Below are 20591 nucleotides of genomic sequence, written 5' to 3'. Positions count from 1 at the left end.
AGTGTTTTATTTTTAGTGCACTCTCTATATATTGTTATCTGTTACTGAACTTCTATTTATCTATCACGTACATATTCAAAGACATTTTGCACTTTAGCTAAATATTTAATATAATGTAGTAATGATTACGCATAGAAATTAACAGAATTAATAATAATTTTGCATATATAAATAGATCATATTAAGGGATATGTTTAGTTTTTTATGATATAGAAAGGATTTTGTAAAGTGAATGAAGAACAAAGAAAAGGTACTTCGATCGACATTTTAGCCGAACGTGATAAAAAAGAAAAAGATTATAGTAAGTACTTTGAACACGTTTATCAGCCACCTAATTTAAAACAAGCTAAAAAGCGTGGTAAAGAAGAAGTTAAATATAATCATGATTTCCATATCGATGAGAAATATCGCAATATGGGTAAAGGTAAGACATTTTTAATAAAAACATATGGTTGTCAAATGAATGCACATGATACAGAAGTTATGGCGGGTATACTTGGTGCTCTAGGTTATACTCCAATTGATGACATTAATCAAGCTGATGTTATATTGATCAATACTTGTGCGATTCGTGAAAATGCTGAAAATAAAGTTTTCAGTGAAATTGGTAATTTAAAACATTTAAAAAAAGAAAAACCAGAAACAGTTATTGGCGTTTGCGGTTGTATGTCACAAGAAGAGTCTGTCGTAAACAAGATTTTAAAGTCATTCCAAAATGTCGATATGATTTTCGGTACGCATAACATTCATCGTTTACCAGAAATTTTAGAAGAAGCATATCTTTCTAAAGCGATGGTCGTTGAAGTATGGTCTAAAGAAGGGGATGTCATTGAAAATCTTCCTAAAGTAAGAGAAGGCAACATAAAGGCTTGGGTCAATATCATGTACGGTTGTGACAAATTCTGTACATATTGTATAGTGCCGTTTACACGTGGTAAAGAGCGTAGCCGTCGTCCTCATGATATTATCGAAGAAGTGCGTGATTTAGCCCGCCAAGGTTATCAAGAAATTACGCTACTTGGACAAAACGTTAACTCATACGGTAAAGATATTGATGATTTAGAATATGGTTTAGGAGATTTATTAGAAGATATTAGTAAAATTGATATTCCACGCGTTAGATTTACAACGAGTCACCCATGGGATTTCACAGACCATATGATTGATGTTATTGCTGAAGGCGGCAACATCGTTCCTCATATTCATTTACCAGTACAATCAGGTAATGATGCCGTATTGAAAATTATGGGACGTAAATATACACGTGAAAGTTACTTAGATTTAGTAGCACGTATTAAAGCTAAGATTCCTAACGTTGCCTTAACAACTGATATAATTGTTGGCTATCCAAATGAGACTGAAGAACAGTTTGAAGAAACATTGACATTGTATGATGAAGTTGAATTCGAACATGCTTATACTTACATTTATTCACAAAGAGATGGTACGCCAGCCGCTAAAATGAAAGACAATGTACCATTAGACGTGAAAAAAGAACGTTTACAGCGCTTAAATAAAAAGGTTTCATATTACTCTGAAAAAGCTCTCCAACAGTACGATGGTGAAGTAGTCAAAGTATTGTGTGAAGGTACAAGTAAGAAAGACGATAATGTACTTGCAGGTTATACTGAAAGAAATAAATTAGTTAACTTTGAAGGTCCGAAGTCTGCAATCGGTAAAATTGTTGAAGTTCAAGTTGATGAAGCGAAACAATACTCATTAAATGGTACGTATTTGCGTGAAAGCGAAAGCAACATGGTGACAGTATAATGTATGAAAAAGATGAAATTCTTAAAGCGGCGGATGATTTAAGCAAGCAAATTGAAGCGTTAGAAACAGTTAAAGCCTATCAAAATGTTGAACAACAAATCCACAACAATCCACGGGTTGCTGACCGTATGAAAGATTTAAAGAAAAACCAAAAGCAATCAGTTAATTTACAAAACTACGGTAAGCTTGAAGCACTTAAGCAATCAGAAAATAAAATTCAAGATATAGAAGAAAACATCAACGTAATGCCAATTGTAGAAGAATTTAGGGAATCACAGGCAGAAGCGAATGAATTATTACAAATGATGATCGACACAATGGCTGATCGATTAAATATAGAACAAGAAAAGAATGACTGAAAATACTTAAGAGAAAGGGAATGATACACATGCCAATGAAAAAATTTACATTTACAGCAATATTCATTGCCCTCAATGTAGTATTAAGTAGCATTGTAGTCATTCCGTTAGGACCCGTTAAAGCTGCACCAATCCAACATTTAATCAATGTATTATGTGCGGTCTTTGTCGGGCCATGGTTTGGACTTGCACAAGCATTGATTTCCTCGATTTTACGAATCACTTTTGGTACAGGTAGTGTGTTTGCATTCCCAGGTAGTATGATCGGTGTACTACTTGCAAGTGGTTTTTATCATTATAGAAAGCATATATTTATGGCGGCAGTAGGTGAAATCATTGGTACTGGCATCATCGGAAGTATTTTATGTATCCCATTGGCTTGGGTGTTAGGATTCGGTGATGTCGCAATTAAACCATTAATGTTAGCGTTCGTCGTATCAAGTGTCATCGGTGCAATCATCAGTTATATGATATTAATGATATTGAAACGTCGAGGCATATTACAACGTTATTTATAATTTGAAAGCGCACGTTTAGATTGGTGAATGAGTCTAAACGTGCTTTTTGTGTTTAGCATATAGGTTTTATTAAAATGAGGGCTATATTAGTAAACAAAATAAACATTGCTGAAAAATAAATAAATGGGCTAGAGATTTAACATATGTTAAAATTTAATAGTTAATAGAGTCTGAGACAAAAATAGATGTCTCAGATTTTTTACAAACGGAGTGAGACTATGAAATCTCTAAAAGAAAAGTCGATTTCTGCCTCATTTCCAAATGTGTACGGGATAAAAAATAAAATTTCAACATTTAATAAGTATGAATATCAAACGAAATAATTAGTGTTACTGTAACACTTTAATATAGAAAGCATTACATAACCCAAATTAAAAATGCTTATACTATACTATTCAGAAGGATTGTGAAATAGATAATGACAAACCAAACGCCAATGATGCAACAATATTTGAAGATCAAATCACAATATCAAGATTGTTTACTCTTTTTTAGATTAGGCGATTTCTATGAAATGTTTTTTGAAGATGCTAAAGAAGCAGCGAGGGTTCTTGAAATTACTTTGACAAAGAGAGATGCTAAAAAAGACAACCCAATTCCAATGTGTGGTGTACCTTACCATTCAGCAGATAGTTATATAGAAACGTTAATCCAAAACGGCTATAAAGTTGCGATATGCGAGCAGATGGAAGATCCTAAACAGACCAAAGGTATGGTACATCGTGAAGTTGTTCGCATCATAACGCCAGGTACAGTAATGGATCAAAATGGTATCGATGAAAAACAAAACAATTATATTTTAAGCTTTATTAAAAGCAATGAGGATTACGCATTAAGCTATTGTGATGTTTCAACAGGTGAATTAAAGGTGACTCATTTTAAAGACGAAGCAACTTTAATGAATGAGATCACAACGATCAATCCGAATGAAATTGTTGTACATGAAGCGTTGACGGAAGCCTTAAAACGACAAATCAGTCTAACAACAGAGACGATTACTGTGACACCTGAAATATCAGATGTTATGTATAAGGTCAATACATCTAAAGATGGCGTCATGTATAAAGCAACACAAATTTTATTAGACTATATTCATCATACTCAGAAAAGAGATCTTTCACATATAGAAGATGTTGTAAAATATGAAGCCATTGACTTTATGAAAATGGATTTCTATGCAAAACGTAATCTTGAATTAACTGAAAGTATTCGTTTAAAGAGTAAAAAAGGAACATTGCTATGGTTAATGGACGAAACGAAAACGCCAATGGGAGCACGTCGTCTTAAACAATGGATAGATCGCCCATTAATTCATAAGCAACAAATCAATGCACGTTTAGAAACTGTTGACCAATTCATGAATCACTTTATTGAACGTGATACTTTAAGAGGATATTTAAATCAAGTTTATGATATTGAACGTCTTGTTGGGCGCGTAAGTTATGGGAATGTCAATGCGCGTGATTTAATTCAACTCAAGCATTCTATTGCTGAAATACCAAATATTAAATCATTACTTGATACTTTCGATTCTCAAACTACAACTCAATTTCAGCAATTGGAGCCATTGGACGATTTACTTTCGTTATTAGAAGAAAGTTTAGTTGAAGAACCACCTATTTCTGTTAAAGATGGTGGCCTCTTTAAACATGGGTTTAATCAACAATTAGATGAATTTCTAGAAGCGTCTAAAAATGGTAAAAGTTGGTTAGCAGAATTACAAACGAAAGAAAGACAACGCACAGGTATAAAATCACTAAAAATTAGTTTTAATAAGGTTTTTGGTTACTTTATTGAAATAACAAGAGCAAATTTACAAGGTTTTGACCCAACTCAATATGGTTATCAACGCAAACAAACACTTTCAAATGCTGAGCGTTTTATCACGGATGAATTAAAAGAGAAAGAAGATATTATTTTAGGTGCAGAAGATAAGGCGATTGAATTAGAATATCAATTGTTTGTACAATTAAGAGAACAAATTAAAGCATATACGAGTCAATTACAACAACAAGCTAAAGTTATTTCAGAAATTGACTGTTTACAAAGCTTTGCAGAAATAGCACAAAAATATAATTTCGCGCGTCCTACATTTAGTGAAGATAAGACCTTGAATTTAACCAATTCACGTCATCCTGTTGTTGAACGTGTCATGGATCATAATGATTATGTACCAAATGATTGTGCTTTAGATCAAGAAACCTTTATTTACTTAATCACTGGTCCTAATATGTCGGGTAAATCTACGTACATGAGACAAGTGGCAATTATAAGTATTATGGCTCAAATGGGTTCTTTTGTACCATGTGATGACGCCACTTTACCTATCTTCGATCAAATATTTACACGTATCGGTGCCGCAGATGATTTAGTTTCTGGTAAGAGTACATTTATGGTAGAAATGATAGAAGCACAGAAAGCACTTGCAAATGCGACCGAAGATAGTTTAATTATCTTTGATGAAATCGGTCGTGGTACATCAACGTATGATGGTCTTGCATTGGCTCAAGCGATGATTGAATATGTGGCCAACACTTCTCATGCTAAGACATTATTCTCAACACATTATCATGAATTAACAACATTAGATCAGTCATTACCTTGTTTGAAAAATGTACACGTCGCAGCGAACGAATATCATGGAGAGTTAATCTTCTTGCATAAAGTGAAAGATGGGGCTGTAGATGATAGTTATGGTATTCAAGTAGCTAAACTAGCAGATTTACCAGATGAAATTATTAACAGAGCACAAGTCATTTTAGAAGCATTTGAAACCGAAGATAAACACCAAACTGATGTTGCTGTACATCAACTTCAATCTGAAACTGATGCATCTTCTGAAAATGTTAACCAACAAAACCTTCAAAATGCACGCCTAAATCAAACTGAAAACCACGCAAACGAACATAATTACGAAAATCAATTCGAACAACCAGAATTTGATTTATTTGATAAACCAGCACAATATAGTGAAATTGAACATGAAATAAAGTCTTTAAATATCTCAAATATGACACCGATTGAGGCATTAATAAAATTGAGTGAATTACAAAAAGAATTAAAATAGAGGTGAAGTTTCATGGGTAAAATTAAAGAATTACAAACCTCTTTGGCAAATAAAATCGCAGCCGGTGAAGTCGTTGAGCGACCCGGTTCTGTCGTAAAGGAATTGCTTGAAAATGCGATTGATGCGAAAGCAACAGAAATTAATATTGAAGTAAAAGAAGCGGGTGTACAATCTATTCGTGTCGTTGATAATGGAACAGGTATTCAATCAGATGATTTGGATTTAGTCTTTCATCGTCATGCTACGAGTAAGTTAGACGCTGACGATGACCTATTTCATATAAGGACTTTAGGTTTTAGAGGTGAAGCATTAGCCAGTATATCGTCAGTAGCTAAAGTTACATTACAAACTTGTACTGATGAAGAAGAAGGACAACAGATCTATGTGGAAAATGGTCAAATACTTGAACGCAAGCCAGCAAAAGCTAAAAGAGGCACAGATATTTTAGTTGAATCGCTCTTTTATAATACACCCGCGCGTTTAAAATATATTAAAAGTTTATATACAGAATTAGGAAAAATTACTGATATCGTTAATCGCATGGCAATGAGTCATCCAGATATTCGAATCTCGCTTGTTTCTGATGACAAAACAATCATCAAAACGAATGGCTCAGGTCGAACAAACGAGGTTATGGCTGAAATTTACGGTATGAAGGTTGCGAAAGACCTCGTTCACATTTCAGGTGATACAAGTGACTACCATTTAGAAGGATTTGTTGCTAAACCTGAACATTCTAGAAGTAACAAACATTATATTTCTATTTTCATTAATGGCCGTTACATTAAAAACTTTTTGTTAAATAAAGCAATTTTAGAAGGGTATCATACGCTTTTAACGATTGGTCGATATCCGATTTGTTATATTAATATTGAGATGGATCCAATATTAGTTGATGTGAACGTGCATCCGACTAAATTAGAAGTACGATTATCAAAAGAGGATCAATTATTTGAACTTATTGTGGATAAAATTAGGGAAGCTTTTAAAGATCGTATATTAATCCCTCACAATGATATGGATAAAATAGCACAAAAAAATAAAGTACTCGACCAATTTGAACAACAAAAGATTGATTTTGAAAAAAGACAACAACAATCACATTTAAATGACACCAAGGTTGCTCAACAACAGGAAAATGATGAGCAAGGTGATGCAGAAAATAACGACGCTAAAAAATCAGGCATGGAATATGAAGATTCCGATAATATGTCATATCAATCAACAACAAAAGAAGACTCAAAAATACAAGAACAATTATCGAATAAAGACGGATATACTAAATCTCAACGCGAAATATTGTATGACTTAGAACATCAACAATTAGACGAAAAAAATGATGATATTGCTGAACAATCAGATATCAAAGGTGCTATAAGTAAAGATCCATCTCGCCGTGTACCATATATGGAAGTCGTTGGGCAAGTTCATGGGACTTACATCATTGCACAAAATGAAAATGGCATGTATATGATTGATCAACACGCAGCACAAGAACGAATCAAATATGAATATTTCCGTGAAAAAATTGGGGAAGTTTCAAACGAAGTACAAAACTTATTGATACCATTAACTTTCCATTTTTCAAAAGATGAAATGTTCATAATTCAACAACATATTAATGAATTAGATCGAGTAGGCGTGCATTTAGAACCGTTTGGTGGCAACGATTATATCGTTGATAGTTATCCTGTATGGTTTCCAAGTGTTGAAGTAGAAGAAATCATTAAAGATATGATTGAATATGTATTAGAACATAAAAAGGTAGATATTAAAAGGATTCGTGAAGAAGCGGCTATAATGATGAGCTGTAAAAAATCAATTAAGGCCAATCACTATTTGAAAAATAATGAAATGTCAGATCTTGTTGATCAATTACGTGAAACTGAAGATCCATTTACGTGTCCGCATGGTAGACCGATTATTATTAACTTTTCAAATTATGAATTGGAACGACTCTTTAAACGAATTATGTAGGAGATGAAAAAAGTGAAACCCCATATTTTACCAGCTGTAAGGTCAATGAAAGATTTAGAAAAGCTAATCAAAACGGATTATACTTCTTGTGTTTTGTTGGATATGCATGTCGGTCATGTTAAAAGCATTATAGAATTATTAAATAAACATCATGTAGGATTTTATTTACATGTTGATTTGATCAAAGGTATGAGTCACGACGAATTTGCTTGTGAATATTTAATTCAAACATATAAACCTAAGGGCATCATCTCTACAAAGACGAAAGTAATAAATAAAGCCAAATCATTAGGCACTACTACAGTTTTTCGCGTATTTATATTAGATAGCCAAGCGTTACAACGCAGCATTCAACTTATTAAACGCGTAGAGCCTGATCTCGTTGAAGTGTTACCTGGAATAGCTACTAAAGCTATAAATATCATTAATAAAGAGACCCAAACAGATGTCATCGCAGGCGGTTTAATAAATGAAGTAGAAGAAGTGGATTTAGCCATTGAAAATGGTGCGAGATATATTACTACGAGTGCAAGAACTTTATGGTAAAACATAAAGTTCTGCGCTTTTTTTATTATTATTGAGATTTATTTTTAAAATAAACATCATCAATTTGGTAATTAAATATGTATAAATGAGTTTTAAATCATTTGAAAACGCTTGGTTTATCAAATAATTTAACATCATTCAATTTTTATAAAAACAAACTAAACCAATATTAAGATAAAGTTTTTAATTTTTAAAATGAGAGAGAAAATAAAAAAGATGTTGACAACGCTTACAAAGAAAGTATAATATAAAATCAAGTTAATAATTAGAACAGAGATAGGAGATTTCTACAGTATCGAGAACGGTTGTTCATCACTGGATACAATTGTGGGGATCTCCTTGTCTCTTTTTAGGAGGAATATAAATGAATGTATTTTTTGCTGAATTTTTGGGAACAGCAATTCTGATCTTGTTCGGTGGCGGTGTCTGTGCGAACGTTAACTTAAAGAGAAGTGCAGGACACGGTGCTGATTGGATTGTTATTGCTGCAGGTTGGGGACTTGCAGTTACTATGGGAGCTTATGCGGTAGGTGGCGTATCTGGTGCACATTTAAATCCCGCTGTAACGTTAGCATTCGCCATGGATGGAGCATTGAAATGGTCAATGGTTCCAGGTTATATTATTTGTCAAATTCTTGGTGGTATTTTTGGTGCGTTTCTAGTTTGGTTAGCGTATTTAGCACAATGGAAACATACAGAAGATAAAGATGCTAAATTAGGCGTTTTCTCTACAGCACCGACTGTTAAGAACTACTTTGCAAACTTCTTAACTGAGATTGTTGGGACTGCAATTTTAACATTAGGATTACTTTTCATTGGAACAAATAAAATTGCTGATGGGTTAAACCCATTAATCGTTGGTGGATTAATCGTAGCAATTGGTTTAAGTTTAGGCGGACCAACTGGTTATGCGATTAACCCTGCTCGTGATTTAGGACCTCGTATTGCACATGCTATCTTACCAATCGCAGGTAAAGGTGAATCAAATTGGGGCTATGCGATTGTACCGGTATTAGGACCTATTGCTGGTGGTATGATCGGTGCGGTAATTTATAGATTATTTTATAAAGGTGCATTTGATGCAATGTCAGTTGTAGGGATTGTAGTATTAATCTTAACGTTAGTTCTAGGCGTTGTGTTAAATAAATCTAAAAAAAATAAAGATATTGAATCTGTCTATTAATTTTATTGGGTATGTCGAACATTAGTAAGTTACAATCAATCATTCTAGTAAAAGTTTGATTAAAAAACTTGATGGGAATATATTATTGAGTGTAATATTTGTAATTGATGTCTGATTACTACATATAAGATTGTGTCATCAAACAGAAGTAATAGGGAGTGTATGAAGATGGAAAAGTATATTTTATCAATTGACCAAGGTACAACAAGCTCTAGAGCAATTTTATTCAATAAAGATGGTGAAATTGTAGGCGTTGCGCAACGTGAATTTAAGCAGTATTTTCCAAAATCAGGTTGGGTTGAACACGACGCGAATGAAATTTGGACTTCAGTTTTAGCGGTTATTGCTGAAGTGTTAAATGAACAAAATATCGGTGCAGATCAAATTGCAGGTATCGGTATTACAAACCAACGTGAAACGACAGTAGTTTGGGATAAAAAGACAAACCGTCCAATTTATCATGCGATTGTATGGCAATCTCGTCAGACACAAAGTATTTGCCAAGAGTTGAAAGATAAAGGATTGGAAGATAAATTCCGTAAAAAGACTGGTCTTTTACTAGATCCTTACTTTGCAGGAACAAAAGTTAAATGGATTCTTGACAATGTTGACAGTGCAAAAGAAAAAGCTGAAAATGGTGACTTATTATTCGGTACAATTGATTCATGGTTAGTATGGAAGTTATCAGGCGGTAAAGCCCACATTACAGACTATACAAATGCTAGCCGTACATTAATCTACAATATCCATGATTTAGAATGGGATGACGAATTATTAGAAATATTAGACATCCCTAAATCAATGTTACCTGAAGTTAAAGAATCAAGTGATGTTTACGCGAACACAATCGATTATCATTTCTATGGTCAAGAGGTACCAATCGCAGGTATCGCAGGTGACCAACAAGCTGCATTATTCGGTCAAGCTTGTTTCGACCGTGGAGACGTTAAAAACACTTACGGAACTGGCGGTTTCATGTTAATGAACACTGGTGAAGAAGCAGTAGCCTCAGAAAGTGGATTATTAACTACTATTGCATACGGATTAGATGGAAAAGTAAATTATGCACTTGAGGGTTCAATCTTCGTATCAGGTTCAGCAATTCAATGGTTAAGAGACGGATTAAGAATGATTAATTCAGCTCCACAATCTGAAAATTATGCAGAGCGAGTAGAATCATCTGAAGGTGTATATGTCGTACCTGCATTTGTTGGTCTAGGTACACCATATTGGGATGCTGAAGCACGTGGAGCAGTATTCGGATTAACACGTGGTACTGAAAAAGAACATTTCATCCGTGCTACATTGGAATCATTTTGTTACCAAACACGTGACGTTTTAGAATCAATGGAAAAAGATTCAAGCATCAAAGTAAATAGTTTACGTGTTGACGGTGGTGCTGTTAAAAATAACTTCATCATGCAATTCCAATCAGATTTATTAAATGTAGGTGTTGAACGTCCTGAGATTAATGAAACGACTGCTTTAGGTGCAGCATATCTAGCTGGACTTGCAGTTGAATTCTGGGAAAATAAAGACGAAATTGAAGATCGTAGAAAAATCGAAAAAGAATTTAAACCAGAAATGCAAGAAGAAGAAAGAGAAAAATTATATAAAGGTTGGAAGAAAGCAGTAGAAGCTACACAAGTATTCAAACCTGAAGAATAATAAAATTAGACTATTTCTTGTTAATTATGCTATAATAAGGGTAAGTTAATAATAAGACACGAGAAAAGAGAGACTCTGTTCGTACAATTTATATATGTATGGGAAGGGTCTCTCTTTTTTTAATATATTAGGAGGCGCAAAGGTATGAGTTTATCAACTTTAAAAAGAGAACAAATCAAGCATGATTTAAAAAACGAAACTTATGATGTTGTCATTATTGGTGGCGGAATTACTGGTGCTGGTATTGCTTTAGATGCTAGCCAAAGAGGTATGAAAGTAGCTTTAGTAGAAATGCAAGACTTTGCACAAGGAACAAGCTCTCGTTCAACTAAATTAGTACACGGTGGTTTACGTTACTTAAAACAATTCCAAGTTGGTGTTGTAGCTGAAACAGGTCGTGAACGTGCGATTGTATACGAAAATGGTCCACACGTAACTACACCAGAACGTATGCTTTTACCTATGCATAAAGGTGGAACATTCGGTAAATTCTCAACATCACTTGGCCTTGCAATGTATGATAGACTTGCTGGTGTAAAAAAATCTGAACGTAAGAAAATGTTAAACTCAAAACAAACTTTAGAAAAAGAACCATTAGTTAAAAAAGATGGTCTTAAAGGTGGCGGTTCTTACGTTGAATATCGTACAGATGACGCACGTTTAACAATCGAAGTTATGAAACGTGCTGAAGAAAAAGGCGCGACAATTCTTAATCATACTAAATCAGTACATTTCACTTATGATACAAATGAAAAAGTTAATGGTATTCATGTAGAAGACCAAATCAATGGTGAAACTTATCCAATTAAATCTAAAAAAGTAATTAATGCAAGTGGTCCATGGGTAGATGAAGTACGTAGCGGAGACTATGCTCGTAACAATAAACAATTACGTTTAACTAAAGGTGTTCACATTGTTATCGATCAATCTAAATTCCCATTAGGTCAAGCAGTTTACTTTGATACTGAAAAAGATGGCCGTATGATCTTTGCGATTCCACGTGAAGGTAAAGCATATGTTGGTACAACAGACACATTCTATGATAATGACAAAACATCACCACTACCAACACAAGAAGACAGAGATTATTTAATTGATGCTATCAATTACATGTTCCCAGAAGTTGAAGCTACTGATGATGACATTGAATCATCATGGGCTGGTGTAAGACCGTTAATTTTAGAAGAAGGTAAAGACCCTTCTGAAATTTCAAGAAAAGACGAAGTTTGGGAAGGTAAATCAGGTCTTCTTACAATCGCTGGCGGTAAATTAACTGGCTATCGTCACATGGCTTTAGAAATCGTTGACTTACTTTCTAAACGCTTAAAATCAGAATATGGATTAAAATTCAAAAAATGTGAAACTAAAAACTTACCAATTTCAGGCGGAGATGTTGGCGGCAGTAAAAACTTTGAACATTTTGTAGAAGAAAAAGTAAAAGATGCTCAAGCTTATCAAATCGATGAAGATATTGCTCGTCATTTCGCTTCAAAATACGGTTCAAATGCTGAAGATTTATTCAAGATCGCACAAACGGCACAATATCAAGAGTCAGGTATTCCATTAGATATTTATACAGAACTTGTTTATTCAATTCAAAATGAAATGGTTTATCGTCCAACTGACTTCTTTATCCGTCGTACAGGTAAATTATACTTCAAAATCGATGACGTATTAGAATATAAAGATAGAGTAATCGATATTATGACTGAATTATTAGGTTACTCAAACATCGAGAAAGTTCAATATACTAAAGAATTACAAGTAGCTATTGATGAAGCTCAATCAGGTAACAACCAACCAGCTGTTAAAGAATAATAAAGCTTCTGTACCTAATAATGAATGGTAGTTTGAAATATTGCATATGGTTAGCCAATCAGAGTTTTTACTCTGATTGGCTTTTTTGAGTGTTAAGATAACGAATTAGAAAATTTTAAATCAATTAACTTGTTGCTAACTATTTGATAACATAGTATCTTAAAGGTATATTGAACATACAATACATATGAATTGACATTTGTTTTTGGGGGCAAAGAAATGAATGAGAATGAATTTTTTATCACAGTTTCAGATGGGACCATGTTAGAAGTTAAACGAGACAAAGCAAAGCATGACACAATTGGTGTTGTGCATTTTCTGCATGGAATGTCTGAACATATGGGTAGATACGATAAATTAATAAAATCATTGAATCAGCAAGGCTACGATGTTATTAGGCATAATCATAGAGGTCATGGTAAACACCTCGATGAAAAGCAAAAAGGACATATTCAAAATTTAGAGTTAGCTGCTGACGATACATATGAAATCGCACAAACGATTTGCACACGTTATAATGATATACCTTATATTGTGATAGGTCATTCAATGGGTTCCATGGTTGCACGAGTTTTTGCCTATAGATATCCTCATGCTGCACAGGGATTAATCCTCATCGGTACAATGCAACATTCCAAGTTAAAGAGTATTCCGGCTATGATTGCATTAAAGTTAATTACAATTTTCTGCGGCAAAAATCGTCGCATGAAATGGTTAAATAATTCTATGTATAAATCGTTTAATAAAAATATTAAAAACGTTCATTCAGATAATGATTGGCTTTCAAGTGACAGAAATGAAGTAAAACGTTATGAAAAGGATCCTAACTCAGGATTTCTTGTTTCCAACCAATTAATATACCAAGTTGTTAAACAACAAATTACTACAAGCAAAACTAAAGTAATGAAAAAGTTGAATCCAAATTTACCTATTTTACTTATATCAGGGAAAGAAGATCCATTAGGTGAATATGGCAATGGCATCCGTCGATTAGGCAAGATTTATAAACAAGCTGGTATTCAACATATTACCGTTCAATTGTATAAAAATAAGAGACATGAGATATTGTTGGAAAATGATTGTGAAACAACTTGGCAACATATGTATGAATGGATAGAGAAACAAATTTTAAAAGATAGAGAGAGTTGACTTATATGAGAGACGGTAAACCTTTTATCATAGTTGTCGTAGGCCCGACAGCTGTGGGGAAGTCCGACTTCAGTATCGAACTTGCAAAACGTTTCAATGGTGAAATTATTAGTGGCGATTCGATGCAAGTATACAAACAGATGGACATAGGTACTGCCAAAGTTTCTAAGGAAGAAATGAATACTGTACCACATCATATGATTGATATTTTAGAACCAGACGATAACTTTTCAGCTTATGCATTTAAAGAACGAGCACAACGACTCATATCTGAAATTACTGAGCGAGGTCGTACACCCATCATTGCAGGTGGGACTGGCTTGTATATTCAATCATTAATTTATGATTACGACTTCGATGATGAAACGATTTCTGATGAAGAGAACGAACGTGTTGAAGCGAAATTAAAGCAACTAGAACAATTGTCTAATGATGAACTTCATGCATATTTGGCAACATTTGATAAAGATTCGGCACGCGATATTCACCCTAATAATAGAAAAAGAGTAGTAAGAGCCATACAATATTATTTAAAAACAAAAAAACTTTTAAGTTCTCGCAAGAAAATGCAACATGGCGACCTAATTTATGATACATTATTACTAGGGATAGAAATGTCGCGTAATACTTTATATCAAAACATAAATGAACGCGTTGATATAATGTTGGAACGCGGATTATTAAATGAAGTTGAACAGCTCGTTAACCAAGGATACGAATCATGTCAAAGTATGCAAGCGATTGGCTATAAAGAAATGGTGCCCGTAGTGAAAGGCGAGATGGATTTAGAGGATGCAGCAGTTATTTTAAAGCAGCATTCAAGAAATTATGCAAAGCGCCAAATGACATGGTTTAAAAATAAACTAGATGTTGTATGGTTAGATAAAGAGCAGCGTTCACTATCATTAATGTTAGAAGAAGTTTCCGCCCTAATAAAGACAAAGGAGTAACACAAAGAATGATTAAACATGAAAGCATCCAAGACAAATTCCTAGGCCAATTTAGGGATGAAAAAACGAAAGTCGTCGTTTTTTTAATCAATGGCTTCCAAATGAAAGGAATCATTGAGGATTATGACAAGTACTTAGTTTGCTTACAATCACAAGGAAAACAACATCTGATTTATAAGCATGCTATTAGTACATTTACCATTGATGATGCTGAAGAATAATTAATTATTAAAAACAAAACGATGGAATGGGACTGAAATCGATTTTTTTAACTGACATTTCGTAGTCCCACTTAATGAAAAAGAGTCTGAGACAATAATTTATTGTCTCAGACTCTCATTATTTTTAATATAAAATTTTGTCTCAAAATTTACGATTAAAGTACATCTTCAATTTCAGCCTTAATTTGTTCAGGTTTCTTTTGTGGTGCGAAACGATTAACAACGTTACCTTCTCTATCTATCAAGAACTTTGTGAAATTCCATTTAATCTTTTCATTTAAAAAGCCATTTTGTGCTTCAGTTAAAAATTTAAATAAAGGATGTTGATGCTCGCCTTTAACATCAATCTTCTCATGCATAGGGAAGGTAACACCGTAGTTGATTTTACAATTATGTGTGGCCTCTTCACCAGTACCTGGTTCTTGACCGCCAAATTGGTTACATGGGAATCCTAAAACAACAAACGATTGGTCTTTATATTCATTGTACAGTTGTTGCAAACCTTCAAATTGAGGCGTGAAACCACATTCACTCGCAGTGTTAACGATTAACATTACTTGTCCTTTGTAATCCTCTAATTGATACGTATCTCCATTTGTTTTTTGAACTTCAATATCATAAATATTCATTTCCATCACCTCTTAAATTAAATTTAACACAATTGAAGCCTATAGTCTTGAAGTACACACTATGATAGAATGGCTAAGAAAACTATGAAACGAGGTGCATATGATGACCCAACAAAAATTACATTCTACAGATAAACAATACGAAACAGCCATACTCGTTGGCGTACATGTGCAATCAGAAGATGAAAATCGCTTTGATTCGACAATGGTAGAACTTGAATCACTTTCAAAGACTTGCCAACTAAACGTGCAAACACAATTTTCACAAAATCGACATCAAGTCGATCATAAATATTATGTAGGTAAAGGTAAATTAGAAGAAATACAAGCCTATATTCAACATCATGATGTTGACGTAGTAGTCACTAATGATGAATTAACGACAGCACAATCGAAAACTTTAAACGGTAATTTAAATGTAAAAATTATTGATCGTACACAGTTAATATTAGAAATATTTGCCTTAAGAGCGAGAAGTAAAGAAGGTAAATTACAAGTTGAATTAGCACAATTAGAATATCTTATGCCAAGACTTCAAGGACATGGTCGTAGTTTATCTCGCTTAGGCGGCGGTATTGGAACACGTGGTCCTGGGGAAACGAAACTTGAAATGGACAGACGTCATATTAGAACACGAATGAACGAAATTAAACATCAGCTTCAAACAGTCATAGATCATCGTGAACGTTATAGAGAACACAGAGAAAAAAACAATGTTTATCAGATAGCGTTAGTTGGTTATACAAACGCAGGTAAATCTTCTTGGTTTAACGTATTGGCAAACGAATCAACATATGAAAAGAATTTACTATTTGCTACACTTGATCCTAAGACGCGTCAAATACAAATTAATGAAGGTTTCAATCTAATTTTATCGGATACGGTTGGATTCATTCAGAAGTTGCCAACAACATTAATTGCCGCGTTTAAATCTACATTGGAAGAAGCGAAAGATGCTGATCTTTTGCTACATGTCGTGGATCGCAGTCATCCAGAATACCGTATTCAATATGAAACGGTAAATGAAATTATTAAAGATCTAGATATGGGAGATATACCACAAGCGGTGATATACAATAAAAAGGATTTATGTACAGAGGTAGAGCCTCCAGCTTCTCCTTCATCTATTTTTGTTTCTACTACAAATCAAGAAGATATTCAAAAAGTGAAAGACTTTTTATTCGAGCAAATTAAACAAACGCTCACATACTATGAAGAACATGTAGCAAGTGCTGATGCCGAAAGATTGTATTATTTAAAGCAACATACTTTAGTGAGTGAGTTAAACTTTGATGAAGATAATGAACAATTTATTATTAAAGGCTATAAAAATGATTAAAGGAAGTTATACATCATGACTGAAATAAAGAAGTTAATAAATGAAGTTGAAACAACATTAGCACCGTATTTTAAAGAGATAGAAACAATCGCATATGAAAATCAAGAAAAGGTCTTAGATGCATTCCATGCAGTGAAAGCAACAGAAAGTGACTTACAAGGTACAACAGGTTATGGTTATGATGACCTCGGCCGTGATCATTTAGAAGAAATATATGCTCGTACTTTTAAAGCTGAAGATGCGATTGTAAGACCTCAGATTATTTCAGGCACGCATGCGATTACTATTGCTTTGCAAAGCACTTTGAAATATGGTGATGAATTATTATATATCACTGGTGATCCATATGATACTTTATTAGAAGTCATCGGTATAAATGGTAATGGTATTGAAAGTTTGCAGGAACACGGTGTGAGCTATAACAAAGTTGACTTAAACAAGGGTACCATTGATGTTGACCGTGTATTACGATCGATAAATGACAAAACTAAAATGATTGCCATACAACGATCAAAGGGCTATGATCAACGCCCATCAATAGGGTTAAATGAAATTGAAGCGGCAATAGAAAAAATCAAGACACATTACCCTAATATTATTATCTTTGTAGATAATTGTTATGGAGAATTTGTAGAACGTCGTGAACCGATTGAATGTGGAGCTGACTTAATTGCTGGTTCACTTATTAAAAATCCAGGTGGCGGGTTAGCTAAAATTGGGGGTTATATTGCCGGTAAAGCATCATTAATCGAACGTTGTGGCTATCGCCTCACAGCACCAGGTATAGGTAAAGAAGCAGGTGCTTCATTGAATTCATTACAAGAAATGTATCAAGGATTTTTCTTAGCGCCACACGTTGTAAGCCAAAGTTTGAAAGGTGCACTATTCACAAGTTTATTATTAGAGAAAATGAACATGCGAACAAACCCTAAATATGACGCACCGAGAACCGATTTAATTCAAACGGTTGAATTTGATACAAAAGAACAAATGATTCAATTTTGCCAAAGCATACAACATGCTTCACCAATTAATGCACACTTTAGCCCTGAACCTGCCTATATGCCAGGATATGAAGATGATGTCATTATGGCTGCAGGTACTTTTGTGCAAGGGTCCTCTATTGAACTTTCGGCAGACGGACCTATTCGACCACCATATGAAGCCTACGTACAAGGTGGTTTAACATATGAACACGTTAAACTTGCAGTATCTAGAGCAGCAGAAAGACTTCAAAAAGAGCAATTAATTTAATAACGTATTATAATGTCAGATGTAAAATCCATATTTTCACGAAAAATTTACGTTAATTATTCGTGAATGAATATGGATTTTTTTAATTTTTTAACATAACTTTCGGTTGTTTTTTTATCTGAAATAAAAATTAGCTTTTGAATCACAGTTATATCAACGTTTTGGCAATGATGTTAGAAAACCTGACATATTTTTGAAATTGCATGTTGAATGTGCTAAATTAAATACAAGTTCAAAAGTAGAGGTGATAGGAATGCAGTCCAATGATACATTAAGACGAAATATGCCTGTCTTCTCTATGAGTGTTGTCACAAAGTTAAGCGAATTATCTGCGAGACAAATTCGTTACTATGAAACACATGAACTAATTAAACCTCAACGTTCAGAAGGGAATAAACGACTTTTTTCATTAAATGATTTGGAACGCCTTTTAGAAATAAAAAGCCTCATTGAAAAAGGCTTTAATATGAGAGGCATAAAACAAATCATACATAATGAACAAGAACATCTCTCTGACGATGAACAACTAACACGGAAAAAAATGATAGTAGAAGCTACACAGAAACCGCAACGAGAAGCGATTCCGATAAATCGTGGTGATTTATCACGTTTTATCAAAAAATAGACTGGAGGACATAGATTATGCCAGAACGTACTTTTAGTAAAGAAGATATTCAAAAGTTTGCTAAGGAAGAAAACGTAAGATACTTACGTCTACAATTTACAGATATTTTAGGTATCATTAAAAATGTAGAGGTTCCAGTAAGTCAATTAGATAAAGTATTAAACAACGAAATGATGTTCGACGGATCTTCAATTGAAGGTTTCGTTCGTATCGAAGAATCAGATATGTATTTATACCCAGATTTAGATACATGGGTAATCTTCCCATGGACAGCTGGACAAGGTAAAGTTGCGCGTTTAATCTGTGATGTTTATAAAACTGACGGTACACCATTCGAAGGTGACCCTCGTGCTAATTTAAAACGTGTTTTAGATGAAATGCAAGAATTAGGTTACACAGATATCAATCTTGGACCTGAGCCAGAATTCTTCTTATTCAAATTAGATGAAAAAGGTGAACCTACTTTAGAATTAAACGATGACGGTGGATACTTCGACCTTGCACCTACAGACTTAGGTGAAAATTGTCGACGTGATATCGTATTAGAATTAGAAGACATGGGCTTCGACATCGAAGCAAGTCACCACGAAGTAGCGCCTGGTCAGCACGAAATTGATTTCAAATATGCTGATGCAATTACAGCTTGTGACAACATCCAAACATTCAAATTAGTTGTAAAAACAATCGCGCGTCAACATAACTTACATGCAACGTTTATGCCAAAACCATTATTCGGTGTGAACGGTAGTGGTATGCACTTCAACGTATCACTATTCAAAGGTGATGAAAATGCATTCTACGATCCAAATGGCGACATGCAAATGACAGACGATGCATTCCACTTCTTAGCTGGTATTATGAAAAATGCACGTGGATTCACTGCAGTATGTAACCCACTTGTAAATTCATATAAACGTTTAGTACCTGGTTACGAAGCACCTTGTTACATTGCTTGGAGTGGTAAGAACCGTTCTCCATTAATTCGTGTACCATCTTCTCGTGGGTTATCAACACGTGTTGAGGTACGTTCAGTAGACCCAGCAGCTAACCCTTACTTAGCACTTGCAGCTATCTTAAAAGCAGGTCTAGACGGTATTAAAAATAAATTAGAAGTACCTGAACCAGTAAATCAAAACATTTATGAAATGAATCGTGAAGAACGTGAAGCGGTTGGTATCCAAGATTTACCTTCTACTTTATATACAGCAATTAAAGCTATGAAAGACAATGAATCTATTAAAGATGCATTAGGTAACCATATTTATAATCAATTCGTTAACTCAAAATCAATCGAATGGGATTATTACAGAACTCAAGTTTCTGAATGGGAAAGAGAACAATATATTAAACAATACTAGGTGCTAAACAAGAGGGAAAATTACTGATAATAAGCGATTCGTGTTATTCAATTTGGATAATGGGAATCGTTTTTTTGTACCCACATATATTTTGGAGTCATTTGGGTGCAAAATGGGTACAATAACTATATAGTGAAATTAAATTAAGAAATGGGACAGA

General features: G+C 34.0%; 17 protein-coding genes. 16 read left to right on the top strand and 1 reads right to left on the bottom strand.

Annotation, left to right across the window (positions count from 1 at the left end; translation table 11 throughout):
• Positions 1-228 precede the first annotated feature (228 nt).
• From miaB to hfq, 12 genes are all read left to right on the top strand, one after another.
• Positions 229-1770 (top strand): tRNA (N6-isopentenyl adenosine(37)-C2)-methylthiotransferase MiaB, encoded by a 1542-nt coding sequence (gene miaB, locus NGI30_RS06015; protein WP_251516614.1) that lies wholly within the window; start codon positions 229-231, stop codon positions 1768-1770.
• A complete protein-coding gene (locus NGI30_RS06010; protein WP_251516617.1) occupies positions 1770-2129 on the top strand; it encodes a YlbF/YmcA family competence regulator in 360 nt (119 codons plus the stop codon). Before miaB ends, NGI30_RS06010 begins: the two co-directional genes overlap by 1 nt.
• Before the next feature lie 29 nt (positions 2130-2158).
• The gene (thiW, locus tag NGI30_RS06005) at positions 2159-2647 is read left to right on the top strand and encodes an energy coupling factor transporter S component ThiW (protein WP_251516620.1); all 489 of its coding nucleotides are present in this window, start codon (positions 2159-2161) and stop codon (positions 2645-2647) included.
• A gap of 418 nt (positions 2648-3065) precedes the next feature.
• Entirely contained in the window at positions 3066-5714 is a 2649-nt protein-coding gene (mutS, locus tag NGI30_RS06000; protein ID WP_251943031.1) for a DNA mismatch repair protein MutS, read from the top strand.
• A gap of 12 nt (positions 5715-5726) precedes the next feature.
• Positions 5727-7691 carry a DNA mismatch repair endonuclease MutL gene (gene mutL / locus NGI30_RS05995; protein ID WP_251516628.1) on the top strand — a complete coding sequence of 655 codons (1965 nt, stop codon included), beginning with the start codon at positions 5727-5729 and terminating at the stop codon, positions 7689-7691.
• Positions 7692-7703: 12 nt separating this feature from the next.
• Positions 7704-8237 (top strand): glycerol-3-phosphate responsive antiterminator, encoded by a 534-nt coding sequence (locus tag NGI30_RS05990; RefSeq protein ID WP_418128566.1) that lies wholly within the window; start codon positions 7704-7706, stop codon positions 8235-8237.
• A gap of 364 nt (positions 8238-8601) precedes the next feature.
• Positions 8602-9420 (top strand): MIP/aquaporin family protein, encoded by an 819-nt coding sequence (locus NGI30_RS05985; RefSeq protein ID WP_251516634.1) that lies wholly within the window; start codon positions 8602-8604, stop codon positions 9418-9420.
• A gap of 168 nt (positions 9421-9588) precedes the next feature.
• Positions 9589-11088, top strand: a complete 1500-nt coding sequence (gene glpK, locus NGI30_RS05980; RefSeq protein WP_251943027.1) for a glycerol kinase GlpK — start codon at positions 9589-9591, stop codon at positions 11086-11088.
• Positions 11089-11232: 144 nt separating this feature from the next.
• A complete protein-coding gene (locus NGI30_RS05975; RefSeq protein WP_251516640.1) occupies positions 11233-12906 on the top strand; it encodes a glycerol-3-phosphate dehydrogenase/oxidase in 1674 nt (557 codons plus the stop codon).
• A 219-nt stretch (positions 12907-13125) separates the two neighbouring features.
• Positions 13126-14055 carry an alpha/beta fold hydrolase gene (locus tag NGI30_RS05970; protein ID WP_251516643.1) on the top strand — a complete coding sequence of 310 codons (930 nt, stop codon included), beginning with the start codon at positions 13126-13128 and terminating at the stop codon, positions 14053-14055.
• 5 nt (positions 14056-14060) lie between these two features.
• Positions 14061-15005, top strand: a complete 945-nt coding sequence (gene miaA / locus NGI30_RS05965; RefSeq protein ID WP_251516647.1) for a tRNA (adenosine(37)-N6)-dimethylallyltransferase MiaA — start codon at positions 14061-14063, stop codon at positions 15003-15005.
• An 8-nt stretch (positions 15006-15013) separates the two neighbouring features.
• Positions 15014-15226: an RNA chaperone Hfq gene (gene hfq / locus NGI30_RS05960; RefSeq protein ID WP_251516650.1), complete on the top strand. Its 213-nt coding sequence runs from the start codon at positions 15014-15016 to the stop codon at positions 15224-15226.
• Between the two features lie 155 nt (positions 15227-15381).
• Here hfq and NGI30_RS05955 read toward each other — a convergent pair whose 3' ends face one another.
• Entirely contained in the window at positions 15382-15855 is a 474-nt protein-coding gene (locus NGI30_RS05955; protein WP_418128572.1) for a glutathione peroxidase, read from the bottom strand.
• 103 nt (positions 15856-15958) lie between these two features.
• Between NGI30_RS05955 and hflX the strand changes: the two genes are divergently transcribed.
• The 4 genes from hflX (at position 15959) to glnA (ending at position 20431) form a co-directional block, all read left to right on the top strand.
• Complete coding sequence (hflX, locus tag NGI30_RS05950; protein ID WP_251519021.1) at positions 15959-17194, top strand: GTPase HflX; 1236 nt, start codon at positions 15959-15961, stop codon at positions 17192-17194.
• 15 nt (positions 17195-17209) lie between these two features.
• Positions 17210-18448, top strand: a complete 1239-nt coding sequence (locus NGI30_RS05945) for a methionine gamma-lyase family protein (protein WP_251943025.1) — start codon at positions 17210-17212, stop codon at positions 18446-18448.
• A gap of 253 nt (positions 18449-18701) precedes the next feature.
• Positions 18702-19073, top strand: coding sequence for a MerR family transcriptional regulator (locus NGI30_RS05940; protein ID WP_251516659.1), 372 nt, complete (start codon positions 18702-18704; stop codon positions 19071-19073).
• Between the two features lie 17 nt (positions 19074-19090).
• Positions 19091-20431: a type I glutamate--ammonia ligase gene (gene glnA, locus NGI30_RS05935; RefSeq protein ID WP_251516662.1), complete on the top strand. Its 1341-nt coding sequence runs from the start codon at positions 19091-19093 to the stop codon at positions 20429-20431.
• Positions 20432-20591: the final 160 nt, after the last annotated feature.

The sequence above is a fragment of the Staphylococcus sp. Marseille-Q5304 genome (genome assembly GCF_943737015.1).
Lineage (GTDB): Bacteria > Bacillota > Bacilli > Staphylococcales > Staphylococcaceae > Staphylococcus > Staphylococcus hsinchuensis.
Note: the sequence above shows the minus strand (reverse complement) of the source record. Positions and strands in the feature narration are given on the sequence as shown.